Origin of the sequence: Clostridium sp. LIBA-8841 (assembly GCF_034439435.1) — a bacterium.
Lineage (GTDB): Bacteria > Bacillota > Clostridia > Clostridiales > Clostridiaceae > Sarcina.
In genome coordinates this window covers 423,612-439,873 of record NZ_JAPCKJ010000004.1, presented here as the reverse complement: position 1 = coordinate 439,873, position 16,262 = coordinate 423,612, and the positions used below count along the sequence as shown (strand labels likewise).

At 30.3% G+C, this 16,262-nt stretch carries 15 protein-coding genes; 13 read left to right on the top strand and 2 right to left on the bottom strand.

The features are described from left to right. Positions 1–150 precede the first annotated feature (150 nt). Positions 151–495 (top strand): single-stranded DNA-binding protein, encoded by a 345-nt coding sequence (locus OIF33_RS12935; protein ID WP_322504675.1) that lies wholly within the window; start codon positions 151–153, stop codon positions 493–495. Positions 496–573: 78 nt separating this feature from the next. On the opposite strand, the gene OIF33_RS12930 is transcribed toward OIF33_RS12935, so the two are convergent. Both OIF33_RS12930 and OIF33_RS12925 read right to left on the bottom strand, forming a co-directional pair. Further along, positions 574–1,773, bottom strand: a complete 1,200-nt coding sequence (locus tag OIF33_RS12930) for an FprA family A-type flavoprotein (RefSeq protein WP_322504674.1) — start codon at positions 1,771–1,773, stop codon at positions 574–576. 486 nt (positions 1,774–2,259) lie between these two features. Beyond that, on the bottom strand, positions 2,260–5,685 hold the full coding sequence (locus OIF33_RS12925) for an endo-beta-N-acetylglucosaminidase (protein ID WP_322504673.1): 3,426 nt from the start codon (positions 5,683–5,685) through the stop codon (positions 2,260–2,262). A 368-nt stretch (positions 5,686–6,053) separates the two neighbouring features. Here OIF33_RS12925 and OIF33_RS12920 point away from each other — a divergent pair, with 368 nt between their 5' ends. The 12 genes from OIF33_RS12920 to OIF33_RS12865 all read left to right on the top strand — a co-directional run bounded on the left by OIF33_RS12920 (position 6,054) and on the right by OIF33_RS12865 (position 16,259). Next, entirely contained in the window at positions 6,054–6,359 is a 306-nt protein-coding gene (locus OIF33_RS12920; protein ID WP_322504672.1) for a DUF6514 family protein, read from the top strand. Positions 6,360–6,410: 51 nt separating this feature from the next. Beyond that, a complete protein-coding gene (gene acpS, locus OIF33_RS12915; protein ID WP_322504671.1) occupies positions 6,411–6,812 on the top strand; it encodes a holo-ACP synthase in 402 nt (133 codons plus the stop codon). Then, positions 6,799–8,298 (top strand): NAD(P)H-hydrate dehydratase, encoded by a 1,500-nt coding sequence (locus tag OIF33_RS12910; RefSeq protein ID WP_322504670.1) that lies wholly within the window; start codon positions 6,799–6,801, stop codon positions 8,296–8,298. Before acpS ends, OIF33_RS12910 begins: the two co-directional genes overlap by 14 nt. A 60-nt stretch (positions 8,299–8,358) precedes the next feature. Further along, positions 8,359–8,952, top strand: a complete 594-nt coding sequence (locus OIF33_RS12905) for a germination lipoprotein GerS-related protein (RefSeq protein ID WP_322504669.1) — start codon at positions 8,359–8,361, stop codon at positions 8,950–8,952. Between the two features lie 258 nt (positions 8,953–9,210). Continuing rightward, entirely contained in the window at positions 9,211–9,453 is a 243-nt protein-coding gene (locus tag OIF33_RS12900) for a hypothetical protein (RefSeq protein ID WP_322504668.1), read from the top strand. 5 nt (positions 9,454–9,458) lie between these two features. Next, the gene (locus tag OIF33_RS12895; protein ID WP_003458025.1) at positions 9,459–9,812 is read left to right on the top strand and encodes a type II toxin-antitoxin system PemK/MazF family toxin; all 354 of its coding nucleotides are present in this window, start codon (positions 9,459–9,461) and stop codon (positions 9,810–9,812) included. Between the two features lie 447 nt (positions 9,813–10,259). Beyond that, a complete protein-coding gene (locus tag OIF33_RS12890; RefSeq protein WP_416173361.1) occupies positions 10,260–11,084 on the top strand; it encodes a transketolase in 825 nt (274 codons plus the stop codon). Beyond that, on the top strand, positions 11,084–12,028 hold the full coding sequence (locus OIF33_RS12885; RefSeq protein WP_322504667.1) for a transketolase family protein: 945 nt from the start codon (positions 11,084–11,086) through the stop codon (positions 12,026–12,028). Before OIF33_RS12890 ends, OIF33_RS12885 begins: the two co-directional genes overlap by 1 nt. A 208-nt stretch (positions 12,029–12,236) precedes the next feature. Continuing rightward, positions 12,237–13,094: a YitT family protein gene (locus tag OIF33_RS12880; RefSeq protein ID WP_322504666.1), complete on the top strand. Its 858-nt coding sequence runs from the start codon at positions 12,237–12,239 to the stop codon at positions 13,092–13,094. Between the two features lie 208 nt (positions 13,095–13,302). Next, complete coding sequence (ftsE, locus tag OIF33_RS12875; protein ID WP_322504665.1) at positions 13,303–13,989, top strand: cell division ATP-binding protein FtsE; 687 nt, start codon at positions 13,303–13,305, stop codon at positions 13,987–13,989. Continuing rightward, positions 13,979–14,887, top strand: a complete 909-nt coding sequence (gene ftsX / locus OIF33_RS12870; RefSeq protein WP_322504664.1) for a permease-like cell division protein FtsX — start codon at positions 13,979–13,981, stop codon at positions 14,885–14,887. Before ftsE ends, ftsX begins: the two co-directional genes overlap by 11 nt. 88 nt (positions 14,888–14,975) lie before the next feature. Then, positions 14,976–16,259: a S41 family peptidase gene (locus tag OIF33_RS12865; RefSeq protein WP_322504663.1), complete on the top strand. Its 1,284-nt coding sequence runs from the start codon at positions 14,976–14,978 to the stop codon at positions 16,257–16,259. The last annotated feature ends 3 nt before the right edge of the window (positions 16,260–16,262 follow it).

The window sequence follows — 16,262 nt, the reverse complement described above, 5'->3', positions numbered from 1 at the left end:
AATACCTCCAATAAATATAATTCTAATATTATTATATACTATTATAAGTAAAAGTTTTACTAAAATAAATAGATTTTCCTATAAAATATGAATATATTTTACTTTTTTGGTTAAAATGGTAGATAACGATTTTTTAGGAGGTAATATTGCATGAATAAAATAGTATTATTAGGACGTTTAGTAAAGAATCCAGAATTAAGATATGTAGAGGGTGGAGAAAAAGTATATACGAAGTTCACAATTGCTGTATCAAGAAATTTTAAGTCTTCTACAGGAGAAAGAAAAAAGGATTTTATTCCAATAATAATGTGGGAGAAAAAGGCCGAAATAGCTTGCAAATATCTAAAAAAAGGTGATTTATTAAGTGTGAGTGGTAGACTTATAACGAGAAATTTTGAGGATAGTGAAGGGAAGAGAAGATATATAGTAGAGGTTTCAGTAGAAGATTTTAAGTGTGTTAATTTCAATCATGACAAAGTAGATAATAATTTTTAATATAAAATAAAAAGTAGTAAGTAAATTTTACTTACTACTTTTTTAGTTTATTGTGATTTAAGTATCATAATTTAAGAATTATTTTAAAGCATTTCCGATTTCAACACCAAAGTTGAAAGCTTCTTGTGACTCTGCTTCTGATGGCTTAAATTTAATTTTTAATCCTTCAACAGGCATTTTCATTTTTAATTCTTTTAATCTTGTTTCAATTCTAGGAACAGCTTCACCGCTCCATCCGTATGAACCAAATGCACCAGCTATTTTTCCACCGTGAACTACAGGGTTAAGTTTTGACATTAAGTCTCTTACTGGCTCAAGAAGTTCATTTACTATTGTTGGAGAACCAAATAATATAGCATCTGATGAACCAACTTCACCAACTAATTCTGCCATATCATGTTCTATTATATTATATAGGCTTATTTCTAAATTTCCAGTTGATTTCATACCTTCAATTATTTCTTCAGCTATTTGTTTAGTATATCCATATGCAGAAACATAGAATATTGAAACTTTTTTAATTTCATTAGCTGGAGCTGGAGTACTCCATTCTTTATAAAGGTTAACTATTTTAAATGGATTAGCTCTTAAAATTGGACCATGACCTGGACATATAATTTCTATGTCTAAATCTTTTATCTTATCAAGTGCTTTTAAAACATATGGTTTAAATGGTCCCATTATGCAATCAAAATAATATCTTAATGATTCCATATATTCTTCTTCATTTGGAATTAAATCGTCAAACATCTCTTCACAAGAGTAGTGACTTCCAAATGAATCACAAGTGATAAGAGTTTTATCTTCTTCTACATAAGTGTAGATTGTGTCAGGCCAATGTAAGAATGGTACTGACATGAATTTTAAAGTTTTATTTCCTAAAGAAATTGAATCACCATCTTTTACAGGCATTGATTCAAAATCCCTGTTTGCTATTTCTTTTAAATAATTAATAGCAACAGGTGATGCTACTACTTTAGCATTAGGAGCTAATTCTAATAATTTATCTATAGAACCAGCATGGTCAGGTTCAGTATGACTTACAACTATGTAGTCAATTTCTGAAGGCTCAACACCTAAGTCTTTTAATCTTGATATATATTGATCAAAGAATTCAGCTTTTACAGTTTCAAAAACTGCTGTTTTTTCACTACCTTTTACAACATATGAATTATAAGTTGTACCATAAGGTGTGTACATTATTATGTCAAATACTCTAAGGTTTGGATCTAATGCTCCTACCCAAAATAAATCGTCTTTAATATTTAAGTGCTTCACTACATACGCTACATATTTTTTGTAGAATAATATGCAGCTACCTCCCTTCAAAATGTAATATATTTTATAAATTAAAAATTATGCATAAACCTAAAAATATTAGTCCTATTAATTAAAAAAGTAAATTCTTATTATATATAGAATTACCAATAATTATTTTACTATGTCAAATAACAGAATATTTTTTTGATAAAATAATATAAAAAGTACATTTATTTTTCTAATTAATTAATAATATCAAGTAATAAATTTTATTACTTGATATTATTAATTATACACTTTTAGTATTAAAAGTAAATAGAAATTGAGCATTATTAACTCAATTTTAAACTAAAAGATAATTAGGAATTTTCAGAAAATTACAAAGAAGATTACATAAAAAATAGCAGACTTTTAATTGAAATTTAGTAAAAAAGAAATCACATCCTAAAATTCTAGGATATGATTTCTCTTTTTTTATTTTTACTAAAATCTTATTTAAAAAAATTATTTTTTCTTTTTCTTTAAAGTTAGATAAGCACCAGCAGCTGATATAGCAACACCAGCAGTAGCTAAAGCACCTGTACTGATTGGAGTACCAGTATTAGGAAGATTGCCGCTATCTTTTTTGTTTGTAGTAACTTCTAAGGTTATCTTATCTGATTCTTTTCCGTTTTTATCAATTGAAGATACTTCGAACTTATACTTAGTATTAGGATTTAAATCCTTAGCTAAGAATTCAAGTGGAGTCTTATCAGTAGGAACTCTGCCTATTTCCTTTCCATCTTGATAAACAACATACTCTTGAATTGGTTCTGCCTTTTCAGGAGCATTCCAGCTTAATAAAGCACTATTGTGAGTAACTTCTTTACTAGCTAAATCGGCTGGTGCAGCAGGCTTTTCTTCTGGATTTTCAGGTTTCTCTGAATCGCCAGGTTTTTCAGGATTTTCAGGTTTCTCTGAATCACCAGGTTGATCAGGATCAACTGGCTTTTCAGGATCAACAGGTTTTTCAGGGTCAACAGGTTGATCAGGATTTTCAGGTTTATCTGGGTTAGTAGGCTGATCTGGATCAACAGGTTTATTTGGTTCATCTGGGTTTAAAACAGGAGGTAATGCTACATCTCCATCTAATCCTTTAACTGCTACTTCGTATATTCTAGCTGCAGAGTCAGCTCCTTGAGTAGGTTGAATAATATTTAATCTAACATATCTAGCTTTAGTAACAGGGAAGGCATCATTACTTACAGCCTTTGTATTATCATTTACATTTAATACAGGAGTGAAGTTTTCACCGTCGTTACTAACTTCAAGAGAGTAAGCTCTAGTATTCATACCGCTACTTTCTCCACCAGCTTCAGCATGGCTTATTTCTAATTCACCTATAGTTTTAACATCCCCTAAATCTATAGTTAATGTATGTGGAGCAGAGCCAACAGCACACCACTTAGTTTTAACATCTCCGTCTAGAGCAAATTTAGGTGACTCGTTTTCATTAACAAAACTTGATGCTGTAGCAGGTTTGTTAAGTGATAGGTTTACTAAACCATCCTTTGCAGCATTTGTAACTGTTATAAGCTCAGTTTTAGTTTCAACATTTTCTCCAGAAGAGTTTTTAGCAGTAAGTATTACTGGATAAACTCCTTCTTCTTCATAAGTTACAGTTGGATTTTGCTCTGTACTAGTCTCAACTGTAGCGCCTGGGAATTTCCATTCAATTTCTTCAGTAACTTCAGAGCTAGTATTAGTAAATGTTACTGATTGACCTGGTGCTATTAGTGTGTTTGAAACTTTAAATGAAGCTGTTGGAGATGGATAAGCAGGCCATTCCATATTTATTGTTTGTCCATTTCCTCTATTATAGTTTTTGTTAACAGCAACAACTTCAAACGTAGTGTTTGCTTCTTTGTCATTTCTTCTTAAATCACTAACATAATAGCTTGTGTTAGGAGTTGCACCTAATAATACTTTAGTGCCATCTTTCATAACTCTATAAACTTCGTAATGATGTACAACGGAAGCATTTCCTTCTGGAGTCCATGAAAGTCTAGCACCTGCATATATTCCATCCTTAAAGTCTACATCGTTTAAATTAGTATTAGATACATTAACAATAGAACTTGAGTTAGGTGTTTCAATTGTTATGTTGCCTAAGTTAGCTGAGAAGTTTTCAACACATACAGGACTTGATACTTTATAAGAAATTGTTTTAATTGATTTTCCTACATATGGTGAAACATCGTAAGTAAGCTTAGTCCAGTCAGTACCAAGTTTTTTATCGGCAGCAATAGTAGCCTCTGTACCATCATGGAATGTAAGAACTAAGTTCATATCTACAGTATTTCCATTAGCCTTAGCGGTAGTTGTAAATTGAACGCCTTCAGGTAAAGCTAAATCAGCACTATAAAGTTTTATTGTAGAAGATTTACCCTCAGCTAGGTATCCAGAAAGCTTAATTGAGTTACCTCCATAGTAAGCAGTAGTATAATCTATATCAGCTTTTACATTGTTATTTTCTTCATTTGAAATAACCCATCTATAAGTTGGCATTATATCGTTTAAACTTCTATTATTCCAATCTTGAGTAGATACCTTAGCACCATCAACATAGAAGTCATATCCATTACCCATATTAAAGTTAGTTGTGAAAGGAAGAGTAGTTACAGCACTCTTTTCAACAGAGTATGTTGAGATTCCTCTCCAATCAAGGTTTTCAGCGTTAGTTCCTTTTGATGGGTCACCATGCTCATTAACCCATAATCTACTTTCATTATATTGGAACTCCTCTGGAGTCTTAGCATCAAAGTAAGTCCAGCTTGGGCAATATAATCCTAATGAAGTAAATGGAGCTTGATCTTCTCTTTGATAATGAGTCCATCTAAGTGGAGTTTTATAACCATTTGCTTGAACATCTATACCAGCATATAAATCATAAGGATTAATTCCTATGTCCTTAGCTTTTTCATTAGATACTCTTAATAAATCTTTATCTTTTAAACTGTTGTATGTCCACCAGAAATTCAAGAACATACTATCAGCAACTTTATTTTTATCTCCATCTAATAGGAAGTATTCATTTTTATCAGTTAAAGCATTTTGCCAATCCATTTCACCATCTTTTGTCATTGAATCATACCACATGATTTCAAGTTTTCCATTGGATTTTGCTTTAAATTGTTTTATTAATTCTTGCATAAGTTGTGCGTGTTCAGGAGTTAAAGGTTCTTGCTCAGTTCCTTCAGTCTCTTGATTTATGAACCATCCATCAAAGCCATATGTTTCAGCAACTTCGATTAATTTATCTACTATAGGGAAGTTACCATTTGCATCCTTTTGAAGGAATTGATCAAGCCATTCCATTTTTCCACCATGAGCAGTCATAGGGAAGAATACAGTACCTAAAACAGGAACTCCATTTCTATGAGCTGAATCAGTAACATCTGGACTTGGAGGAACTATTAATCCTTCACCAGCTGAGCCACCCCAGTAAACTAACTTATCTATGTATTGCCAATAAGAGAATGTGTTAGCACTAAATTTATTCGAACCTTGTGATGGGTTACCACTAGTGTTTGAATTCATTATAGAAATTGCTACAACTTTAACATCTTTGTTTTGAGTGTCATTAATAGTGTCAAGTTTCTCTTTTTCGACTCTTTTTGCTAATGGAACTGTGCTTTTATTGAAGTTTGTATCTTTATCAGTGCTAGCACTCCACTTTAATAAATCTTCTGGATACCAATAAGATGAGATCGGTTGATTCTGAATTGAGTTTGAAGTCTCTTCTTGAGTTTGTACGTAGTTTACAATATTTTTGTCTTGTTTAGGCGTTGCGTAAGTTACCTTTCCTAATGCGTTAAAAGAAAATGCAAATGCTGCAAAAACACAAAGTAAAGCCCTTCTACGCTTACGCATTTTTTGTTTGTTTGCCATAAAAAAATCCCCCTCATATTAACTTTTTATATAACGATTACAGATGAATTATTACATAGTTATAAATTTTCATAAATATAACTAATTATATAAAAAGTGGATAAATTTCAGTTATTACATCGTTTTCATAAAATTTATTAGGAATTTATGAAAAAACACAAAAATATAAATAAAAAAAATAAAATATTCTCAGAAAAATACAAAAAAAATGAATTTTGGGTTTTCATGAAGGGACTTATGTCGTTAAAGAACGATAAAAAATTCTGGAGAGTATGCATGATTTGACATGTTTTTTCAAATAAAGATGATAAGATAAAGGTGATTAATGTGTACATGCATATAACATAGGGAAATGAGGGGGAAATTCGATGAGAGTCATAAAAAATTTGTGTAAAGAAGTAAAATTAGAAGATAAGTGTTACAAATTTTGTTATAGATTAATAGAAACCTGTTTTAAGGGAAACATGGTATATGGCATAGAAGTTGAAAGAAAAGATTTTATGGATGAAGTTTTAACCAATATAGAGAGAGATTCTATTGAAAAAATATCTCCTAACAAGGATAAGGTTGAAAGTTTAATTGATAAGTTACATAAATATGAAGTTTCACCTATACATCTAATAGATGTTATAGGTGAAGATGTAGATAATTATGTGGCTGACTTTGGATGGTAGTAGTATCATAGGAGATAGTAGAATATTAATTAAACAAGGGAGAGGATCTCTATGATAATAGGTATTGGTGTTGACATCATTGAAATAGAAAGAGTTAAAGAAGCTATTCAAAAAAATAAGAATTTTATAAATAAGTTATTTACAGAAAAAGAAATAAATTATTTTAATGATAGAAATATGAATAGCGAGGTTATAGCTGGAAATTTTGCTGCGAAAGAAGCTGTTAGTAAAGCTTTAGGGACTGGTATAAGGGGATTCTCTTTTAAAGATATTGAAATTCTTAGAAATGAATTAGGAAAGCCAGAAGTTACTTTGCATAATGGAGCAATGGTGATAGGAAATGAGCTAGTTGGAAATAATAAATCACTAAAGGTACATTTAAGTATTTCTCATAATAATAGTAGTGCTATTGCGTATGCTGTATTGGAAGGTGAGTATTATGGAAATTTATAGCTCTAATAGTATAAGAAATATGGATAGAGAATATATTGAGGCATTTAATATGCCAAGTATAGTTTTAATGGAAAATGCCATAATTAAATTTTTAGAAAATATAGATTTAACTAAAGAAAGTTTTACTATTATTTCTGGAAGAGGTAATAATGGTGGTGATGCTTTAGGTATTGCAAGACATCTGTTAAATAAGAGTAAAAAAGTTTACGTACATATATTAGAAAAAGAAAAGCATGGATCTGAAGATTATAAAACAAATCTTACTATATTAGAAAAGTTAGGATGTCATATAAATGATATATCTGAATTAAAAAATATAGAAGAGTTAAGAAAGAACATAGTAAATAGTGATGTTGTTATTGATGGTATATTTGGAACTGGACTTAATAAGAACATTTCAGGAATATACCTTGAAACTATAAAATGCATAAATGAAAATAGTAATTTTATTGTTTCAATAGATGTGCCATCAGGTATTAATGCAGATACTGGAGAAGTTTTAGGAATAGCTATTAAGGCTAATGAGACAATAAGCTTTCAGGTTTATAAAAGGGGATTTTTAAATTACAAGAGTTTTGAGTATGTAGGAAATTTAAAAATTGTAGATATAGGAATTCCTAAAGTTATAATTGATAAAAATTCAGATAACATTAGATTTACAGATATAGAATATGTAAGGAGTAAGTTTCCTTATAGAGATAAATTTGGACATAAAGGTACATATGGTAAGTGTTTGATATTTGCTGGGCATAAAGGGTTTGTTGGAGCTGCTTATATGACAGGAAAAGCTACAATAAAAACTGGAGCTGGATTAGTTACAGTATTAACCCATGAAGATGTTCAATGTGAATTATCTATTAAGTTAAACGAAGGAATGACAGGTAAATATAATACTTTAGAAGATTATAATGATTTACTTATTGGCGCTAATGTGGTTGCTATTGGACCGGGTATGGGGAATAATGATACTACCTTCCATAAATTAAAAGAGATATCAGAATTTTATAATGGGAATCTTGTTATAGATGCTGATGGAATAAATGTATTAAGTAGAGAAAAATCACTTTTAAAAAAATATAAAGGAAACATAGTTATAACCCCACATCCAGGTGAAATGGCAAGATTACTAGGAATAGAAATTAAGGATGTCGAGAAAAACAGAATAGATATTGCTAAGAGATGTGCAAAAGAAAATGGAATTATAGTTTTATTAAAGGGATATAACACTGTAATAACAGATGGTGAAAGGGTATTTATAAATCCTACTGGAAATAGTGCTATGTCATCAGGTGGAATGGGGGATACCTTAACAGGAATTATTACTTCCTTAATATCTCAAGGATTGGATGTTTTTGATGCGGCTGTTTTAGGAGCATATATACATGGATACATAGGTGAAGAGTTATCAAAGGAAAATTTCACAGTAAGTGCTATGGAAATTATAAAGAATATTCCTAATAAAATAAAAGAATTAATTAGCTTTTAGAATAAATAAGATTACTAATTAATAGTATGTAAGGTATAAGGTTTCAATAGGAGGATTTTCATGAGAGGCAAATGGAATACCATACTCATAATACTATTAGTTATAATCTTAGGAGTTATAGGTGGACTAGCTATCTATCAAAAAACTTATAATTTAAAACCAGAAGATATACTAGAAGATATGTTTTCTATAGAGTCTTATGAGACAGAAGTAACATATGATGTTAAAAATTCTAGAGGACAGTTCCAAGAAAAAGGTAGAATTTATTATGATGAAGAAGTTGGGACAAAGATTGTTTTAGATGATAGAGAACAATTATTTAAAGAAGATAAAATAATAATAAACTACTTTAAAGATGAAAAGACTTATGAAGTTGGAAAGGATTATGACCAGTTTTATAGATTCATGTTTATAAATGAATTAAAAAATTTATGTAATGAAGAACATAATTTTACTTATAGATGGAATGATGAAAATGAGAAGTCTGAAGTAATATTAGAGCTTAAAGATTTAAATGGAAATGAGAATTTTGCAAGGGAAGTAATTATTATAGATGCTAATAAAAAGGTTCCCAAGGAGGCTATAATTTACGGAAGAGAGGATTCAGAAAGTGTTTCTATAAGGTTTAACAACTTTAGTAAGGTTAAAAATTAAATTTATTTTTGTGGTTGTTTTAAATTTGAACAACCACAGTATTTATTTAATTTATTTATAGAAAATTAGTATTAGGAATTGTTATTTTACATATTTAATATATTTAATGAGGATAAAATAGGAAAAAACAAATTAAAAAGTAAATATTATGTCAAAAAATATCATTTGCTTAGGACGAAATCTTTGACAAGGTGGCATATTTTGTAATATAATTTATACATAATTTTAGAACTCTTTTTATATTTAGGAGTGGTGTTCATGTCAGTATCAAAGATCAATAAACAAAATTTAAAAAAACAAAAAAAAATTGAGAATTTTAGTCAATTAAAAGGACAAAAGCTAATAACATATAGTGAGGACAAAAAAGAAGATGACTTTTATGAAGCAATGAAGGAAGGATATAAAGCTATGGCTTTAATAAATTCACAATATGCTGAGGAAGGAACTTCTGTAGAATACTTTGATCAAATAGAATATGAGACATGGCTTTGCGGAGTGTGATATAAATGGCTAGTTTAAATGTAAAAAGAGGGGATATATTTTATGCTGATCTTAGCCCAGTTGTTGGATCAGAGCAAGGTGGAATAAGACCGGTTATAATAATACAAAATGATATAGGAAATAGATATAGTCCAACTGTAATTGTTGCGGCTATAACTTCTCAAATAAATAAAGCAAAATTACCTACACATGTAGAGATTTCTTCTGAGGAATATGGATTAAATAGAGATTCAGTTGTTCTTTTAGAACAAATAAGAACTCTTGATAAGAAGAGATTAAAAGAAAAAATTGGACATATGACAGAAGATGATATGAAAAAAGTTAATAAATCTCTATTGATAAGTTTAAATTTACAGTAAAAGATAAGTCAGGCTATGATTAAATTTTTAATCATAGCCTTAATTTTTTTTGAAAAAGCTATTAAAAAGAAGATTTTTATTATTTTTTAATGCATAAGAAAAATAATTTAAAAAAATAAATAAATGTAATCGATATAACCTTTTGTATAGTATTAAAGCTATAAATGTGATACTCTATTTAAAACTTTTTCATAAAAAATTTTATCCAGGATATACTATTATGGACTTTAAACTAAGAAAAACAGCTTTAAGCTATTAAAATCAGAGAGTAATAGAGTAGTCTAATTAGGTATTAAGATATACTTAATGGATGTGATTTAGGGAAAAAGATTAGCATAAATAAAAAAATCCTATATGAAAAATTAATTTTTTGTGATAGAATGAACTTGGCAAAAAGGTAAAACAATATTTTAAAAAAAAGTTTACATAAATGTACAGGAGGTCATTATGAGCAACAAGATACAAGAGTTAAAAAGCATGTCTAAGGTTATAAGAAAAGACATAGTAACTATGCTTACTGAGTCAGCATCAGGACATCCAGGTGGATCTTTATCAATCGCAGATATAGTAACAGTTTTATACTTTGATGAAATGAATATTGATCCAAAAAATCCAAAAGACCCAAATAGAGATAGATTCGTTCTATCAAAAGGACATGCAGCACCAGTATTATATAGTGCTTTAGCAAGAAGAGGATATTTTGATCCAGCAGAATTAACAACATTAAGAAAATTTGGTTCAAACCTTCAAGGACATCCAAATATGAACGACTTACCAGGAATCGACATGTCAACTGGTTCTTTAGGTCAAGGTATATCAGCAGCTGTAGGTATGGCTTTAGCTGGTAAATTAGACAACAAAGATTACAGAGTATTCACTATTTTAGGAGATGGCGAGTTAGAAGAAGGTCAAGTTTGGGAAGCAGCTATGTCAGCAGCTCACTACAGACTAGATAATTTAACAGCTTTCGTTGACTTTAATGGATTACAAATAGATGGAGATATTAAAGAAGTAATGAGTCCTTGTCCAATAGACAAGAAATTCGAAGCTTTCGGATGGAATGTAATAGTTATAAATGGACATGACTATGAAGAAATAATAAATGCTATACAAAAAGCTAAGAGTACAAAAGGAGCACCAACTTGCATAGTTTGTAATACCGTAAAAGGTAAAGGTGTTTCATTCATGGAAAATGAGGCAGCTTGGCATGGAACAGCTCCTACTAAAGAGCAATGTGAGCAAGCTATAGAAGAGATCGGAGGGGACAACTAATGGCAAAGAAAATAGCAACTAGAGAAGCATACGGAAAAGCATTAGCTGCTTTAGCTAACGAGAATGAGAACATAGTAGTTTTAGATGCAGACCTTTCAAAATCAACTAAAACAGCTGATTTCAAAAAAGCATGCCCAGAAAGATTTATAAATATGGGTATTGCAGAAGGAAATATGATGTCAGTAGCAGCAGGTTTATCAACTTGTGGAAAAATTCCATTTGCTAGTACATTTGCTATGTTTGCTGCTGGAAGAGCATTTGAGCAAATAAGAAACTCAATATGTTACCCAAGATTAAATGTAAAAATATGTGCTACTCATGCTGGATTAACAGTTGGTGAAGATGGAGCATCACATCAAGCTATAGAAGACTTATCATTAATGAGAAGTATACCAAATATGACAGTAATATGCCCATCAGATGCTGTTGAAACAGAAGCTGTAATAAGAGCAATTGCAGAGTATAACGGACCTTGCTATGTAAGATTAGGAAGAGCTGGAGTTAACGTAATAAATGATAGACCTGATTACAAATTTGAAATTGGAAAAGGTATAGAATTAAAAGAAGGTAATGATGTAACATTATTTGCTACAGGTATAATGGTTGATGTAGCTATAGAAGCTGTTGAAGCTTTAGCTAAAGAAGGCATAAATGCTAGATTAATAAACATACATACTATTAAACCAATAGATTCAGAGCTTATATTAAAAGCTGCTAAGGAAACTGGAGCACTAGTTACATTAGAAGAGCATAATATAATTGGTGGATTAGGATCAGCTGTAGCTGAGGTTGTTGGAGGAGAATATCCAGTACCAGTAGTTAGAGTTGGTGTTAAAGATACATTCGGAGAAAGTGGTAAACCAGACGAATTATTAAAAGCTTACGGATTAACTTCAGAGGAAGCAGTTAAAGCTGCTAAAAAAGCAATAAGCTTAAAAAGATAATCTTAAATAGTAAGTATGCAGCATGAGTAATTTTTCTCATGCTGTTTTTTATTTTATATAAGAATATAAAATAGCATTGAATTGAAATTAATTGCCATAATATGAATATTAATGGTAATATTAGAGATTGAGAGTAATAAGTTAATGCTTAATTTAAAATGGGGAGAACAAATTAAATATAAATTTATTTAAAAAGGGGGTCTTTAAAATGAAGATTAGTATGAAGACATTAAAGGAGTATGGAATAATTACTGTAGGGGTAATTCTTTTAGCTGTATCATTAGAATACTTTTATTATCCTAATGATATTGCCGCTGGTGGAGTATCAGGATTAGCATTAGTTATAAATAAAGTGACTGGAATGTCACAAGGTATGTTCATGAATATTGCCAACGTAATACTTTTTGCATTAGCATTTTGGCTTATTGGTGGAAACTTTGGAGGACGTAGTATATATGCCGCTTTTGGATTATCAATAACAATAAGTTTAATAGAAAGTTTTTTACCAACTTTTGCGGTAACAGAGAATATGCTTTTAGCTACTATATTTGGTAGTGTGGTAGCAGCTTTTGGAATAGCATTAGTTTTTAGCCAAAACTCATCAACTGGTGGAACTGCTATTGTGGCTAAAATATTAAATAAGTATTTACACATTGATATTGGTAAATCACTTCTATGTGCTGACTGTGTTGTAGTTGTATGTGCTCTTTTAGTATTTGGAGTTGATAAAGCTTTATTTGGGTTAATTGGTGTTTTCATAATGGGAACATTAATCGACAAAATAATAGAAGGTTTTAATTCTTGCAAACAACTTTTAATAATAAGTGAAAAAAGTGAAGAAATTTCCCAGGTAATAATGAAGGAAATTGATAGAGGATGTACTAAAATAGAGGGAACAGGAGCATATTCAAAAAAAACTGTAACTATACTTTATGCAGTTGTAAATAGAAGACAATTTATAAGTTTAAAGAAAAAGATAAAAGAAATAGACCCAAAAGCATTTATAACAGTAAATGATGCTAAAGAGGTATTCGGGGAAGGTTTCCTTGAGTTAGTAGAAATATAGATGTTTGTTATGATATAATTAAGCTGTTTTACATTAACACATAAAATTTTAACAAAAATTAAGTAGATTAATGTAGAAAAATAGAGTAAAATAGTAAAATAGATTAGTGTTGATAGCAATCGGGTAAATTTATATATATATTTTGTCTAAACTTAAGTTTAGAAAATTGTTTTGTTGAGTTAGAAAAAGTTATTAAGGAGTGTTAACAATGATAGAATTTAAGAATGTTAGCAAGGTCTATAATAAGAATGTAAAAGCGTTGGCAAATGTTAATATAAACATAGACAAGGGTGATTTTGTATTCTTAGTAGGGCCTAGTGGTGCTGGTAAATCAACTTTTATTAAAATGTTGTTAAAGGAAGTTGAGCCGACAACAGGAAACATAGTTATGGGGGACGAGGATTTATCTCAAATAAAGAGAAGACAAATACCTTATCACAGAAGAAAAATAGGGATGGTATTCCAAGATTTCAGATTAATACCAACTCTTAACGTTTATGAAAATGTTGCTTTCGCAATGAGAGTAGTAGGGGCTACACCAAAAGAAATAAGAAAAAGAGTTCCAATGGTATTATCACTAGTTGGATTATCTAATAAATATAAAATGTTCCCAAATGAGTTATCAGGAGGAGAGCAACAAAGGGTTTCAATAGCAAGAGCTATAGTTAATAATCCTAAGGTTTTAATAGCTGACGAACCAACAGGAAACTTAGACCCAGATACAGCTAAAGAGATTATGGAATTAATAGATGACATAAACAAGGCCGGCACAACAGTAGTTATGGCTACTCATGCTAAAGAAATAGTTAACTCAATGAAAAAGAGGGTTATAGCTATAGATAAAGGTGAAGTAGTTAGTGATGTTCAGAAAGGAGGATATGAATATGAAGTTTAGTACTATAGGATATTTCATATCAGATGCTTTCAAAAGTTTAAAAAGAAATAGAACAATAAGTATAGCATCTATAGCAACTGTTCTTACTACATTATTTATATTTGGAGCATTTTTATTAACTGCTTTAAATGTTAAAAATGGTGTAACAAATGTTCAAGATAAGGTTGAGATTAATGTTTTCCTTAAAGATGATGTAACTCAAGACCAAAAGGCAGCTATAGAGGCAAAAATCAAAACTGTCCAAGGTGTTAAAGAAGTAGTATTTGAATCTAAAGATCAAGCATTTGCTAAGATGGAAGGTTCAAGTGATTACAATAAAGAAATATTAGCTGGATATAGCAAAGAAAACAACCCATTACCAGCTTCATACATAGTAAGATTAGAAAATACAGATGTAGCTAGTAGCGTTGAAAGCGCTATGAAAACTAATGATAAATATATGGATGGGGTTGAAGATGTAGGTAACGATGAAGAGCTTATAGGAACTATAAACTCATTTGTAAAAGTTATTAATACAGTTGGATTAGTTTTAGGTATAGTATTCGTAGGTGTATCACTATTCTTAATAGTAAATACAATAAAGATAACTGTTTACTCAAGAAGAAGAGAAGTTGGAATAATGAAGTTTGTTGGTGCAACTGACTGGTTCATAAGATGGCCTTTCGTAATTGAAGGGGTTATAATAGGACTTGTTGGTGGTATTTTATCAACGCTTTTATTATTTGCTGGATATAACTTATTGTACGGAAAAGTTGTCTCAGCATCATCATTATATATGCCTCAATTTGTACCACCAATGTATGTATTAACAACAATGTCATGGCAGTTCATACTAGCTGGTATTGTTATCGGTGCAGTAGGTAGTATAATAGCTTTAAGAAAATTCTTAGACGTTTAATATTTAATATAGAATATAAAAAGCTTAAAATACGTAAACTATTTAAATATAGTGTATTTTAAGCTTTTTTTTTGAAAGGGTGGGTTTTATGAGTCATAAAGACGATGAAAAAAAGGAAAATGAGAATAATAAAAATCATAAGATGAAAAAAAGATTGAGAGTTGTGGCCATGGGTGTAGCTTTAGCTCTTATAGTTGGAATTTCTGTTTATGCTGGTAATCGGCTTACTGCCTTTGGAGTTTTACCAATAACTAATGTTAATACTGTTCAGGCATCATTAGAAAATGTGAATGATACAGAAAATTTCAAAAAGGTATTAGAGATAAGAGAAATGCTTTATAGATGGTATGATGGTCAAATAGATGATAGCAAATTAGCCGAAGGTGCCATAAAAGGTATGGTTGCATCTTTAGGAGATCAATATACTTACTATATGAATGAAAAAGAGTTTTCAGATTTTAAAGAAAAAAGTCAAGGAAACTATATGGGAGTTGGAATTCAAGTAAGAGTTAAGGATAATAAAATAGTAGTTGCTTCACCTATTGAAGGCGGTCCAGCTGAAAAGGCAGGAGTAAAAACAGGAGATGTTATACTAAAGATTAATGGAGAAGCAGTCTCAGGAGAAGAATTAGATAAAGCTGTATCAATGATGAAAGGAACTACAAAAGAAAATATAAAATTAACATTATATAGAGAAGGTAAAGGCGAATTTGATGTTGATGTCATGAGAGATGTAGTCAAGACAGTTAACGTAAAAAGTGAAATGATTGATGGAGATATTGGGTATATTCAAGTATTAGCTTTTGATGAAGGAACAGCAAAAGATTTTGAGAATCATTTAAAAGCTTTAGAAGATAAAGGAATGAAGGGATTAATACTTGATTTAAGAGGAAATCCAGGAGGGTTTATGAAGGAATGTGTAGATCTAGTATCAAACTTTGTTCCAAAGGATAAGGTTATAGTGTCTACAATAGATAAGTATGGCAATAAAGAAGAAAGCGTATCTAAAGGTGGAATAGCACAAGGTATGCCATTAGTTGTTTTAATTGATGGAGGAACTGCCTCTGCATCAGAGATTGTTGCAGGAGCTATTAGAGATTATGATTTAGGTACTTTAGTTGGAACAACAACATTTGGAAAAGGAATAGTTCAAGTTGTTTTAGATAAGATTGGGCAAGAAAAGGATGGAACTGCTTTAAAGGTAACTATCTCAAAATATTATACTCCAAATGGAGAGAATATCCACAAAAAAGGTATAGCACCTGATGTTACAGTAGAGTATCCAGCAGAGCTTAAGGAAAGTCCATATTCAAGAAGTACCGATCCACAGTTTGAAAAGGCTTTAGAAATCATACAAGGAAAAGTAAAATAATAA

Excerpts from the sequence above, each read along its gene's own strand:
- OIF33_RS12935 (WP_322504675.1), top strand. The coding sequence starts at position 151 with ATGAATAAAATAGTATTATTAGGACGTTTAGTAAAGAATCCAGAATTA.
- OIF33_RS12925 (WP_322504673.1), bottom strand. The coding sequence starts at position 5,685 with ATGGCAAACAAACAAAAAATGCGTAAGCGTAGAAGGGCTTTACTTTGT.
- OIF33_RS12920 (WP_322504672.1), top strand. The coding sequence starts at position 6,054 with ATGAGAGTCATAAAAAATTTGTGTAAAGAAGTAAAATTAGAAGATAAG.
- acpS (WP_322504671.1), top strand. The coding sequence starts at position 6,411 with ATGATAATAGGTATTGGTGTTGACATCATTGAAATAGAAAGAGTTAAA.
- OIF33_RS12910 (WP_322504670.1), top strand. The coding sequence starts at position 6,799 with ATGGAAATTTATAGCTCTAATAGTATAAGAAATATGGATAGAGAATAT.
- OIF33_RS12905 (WP_322504669.1), top strand. The coding sequence starts at position 8,359 with ATGAGAGGCAAATGGAATACCATACTCATAATACTATTAGTTATAATC.
- OIF33_RS12900 (WP_322504668.1), top strand. The coding sequence starts at position 9,211 with ATGTCAGTATCAAAGATCAATAAACAAAATTTAAAAAAACAAAAAAAA.
- OIF33_RS12895 (WP_003458025.1), top strand. The coding sequence starts at position 9,459 with ATGGCTAGTTTAAATGTAAAAAGAGGGGATATATTTTATGCTGATCTT.
- OIF33_RS12890 (WP_416173361.1), top strand. The coding sequence starts at position 10,260 with ATGAGCAACAAGATACAAGAGTTAAAAAGCATGTCTAAGGTTATAAGA.
- OIF33_RS12885 (WP_322504667.1), top strand. The coding sequence starts at position 11,084 with ATGGCAAAGAAAATAGCAACTAGAGAAGCATACGGAAAAGCATTAGCT.
- OIF33_RS12880 (WP_322504666.1), top strand. The coding sequence starts at position 12,237 with ATGAAGATTAGTATGAAGACATTAAAGGAGTATGGAATAATTACTGTA.
- ftsE (WP_322504665.1), top strand. The coding sequence starts at position 13,303 with ATGATAGAATTTAAGAATGTTAGCAAGGTCTATAATAAGAATGTAAAA.
- ftsX (WP_322504664.1), top strand. The coding sequence starts at position 13,979 with ATGAAGTTTAGTACTATAGGATATTTCATATCAGATGCTTTCAAAAGT.
- OIF33_RS12865 (WP_322504663.1), top strand. The coding sequence starts at position 14,976 with ATGAGTCATAAAGACGATGAAAAAAAGGAAAATGAGAATAATAAAAAT.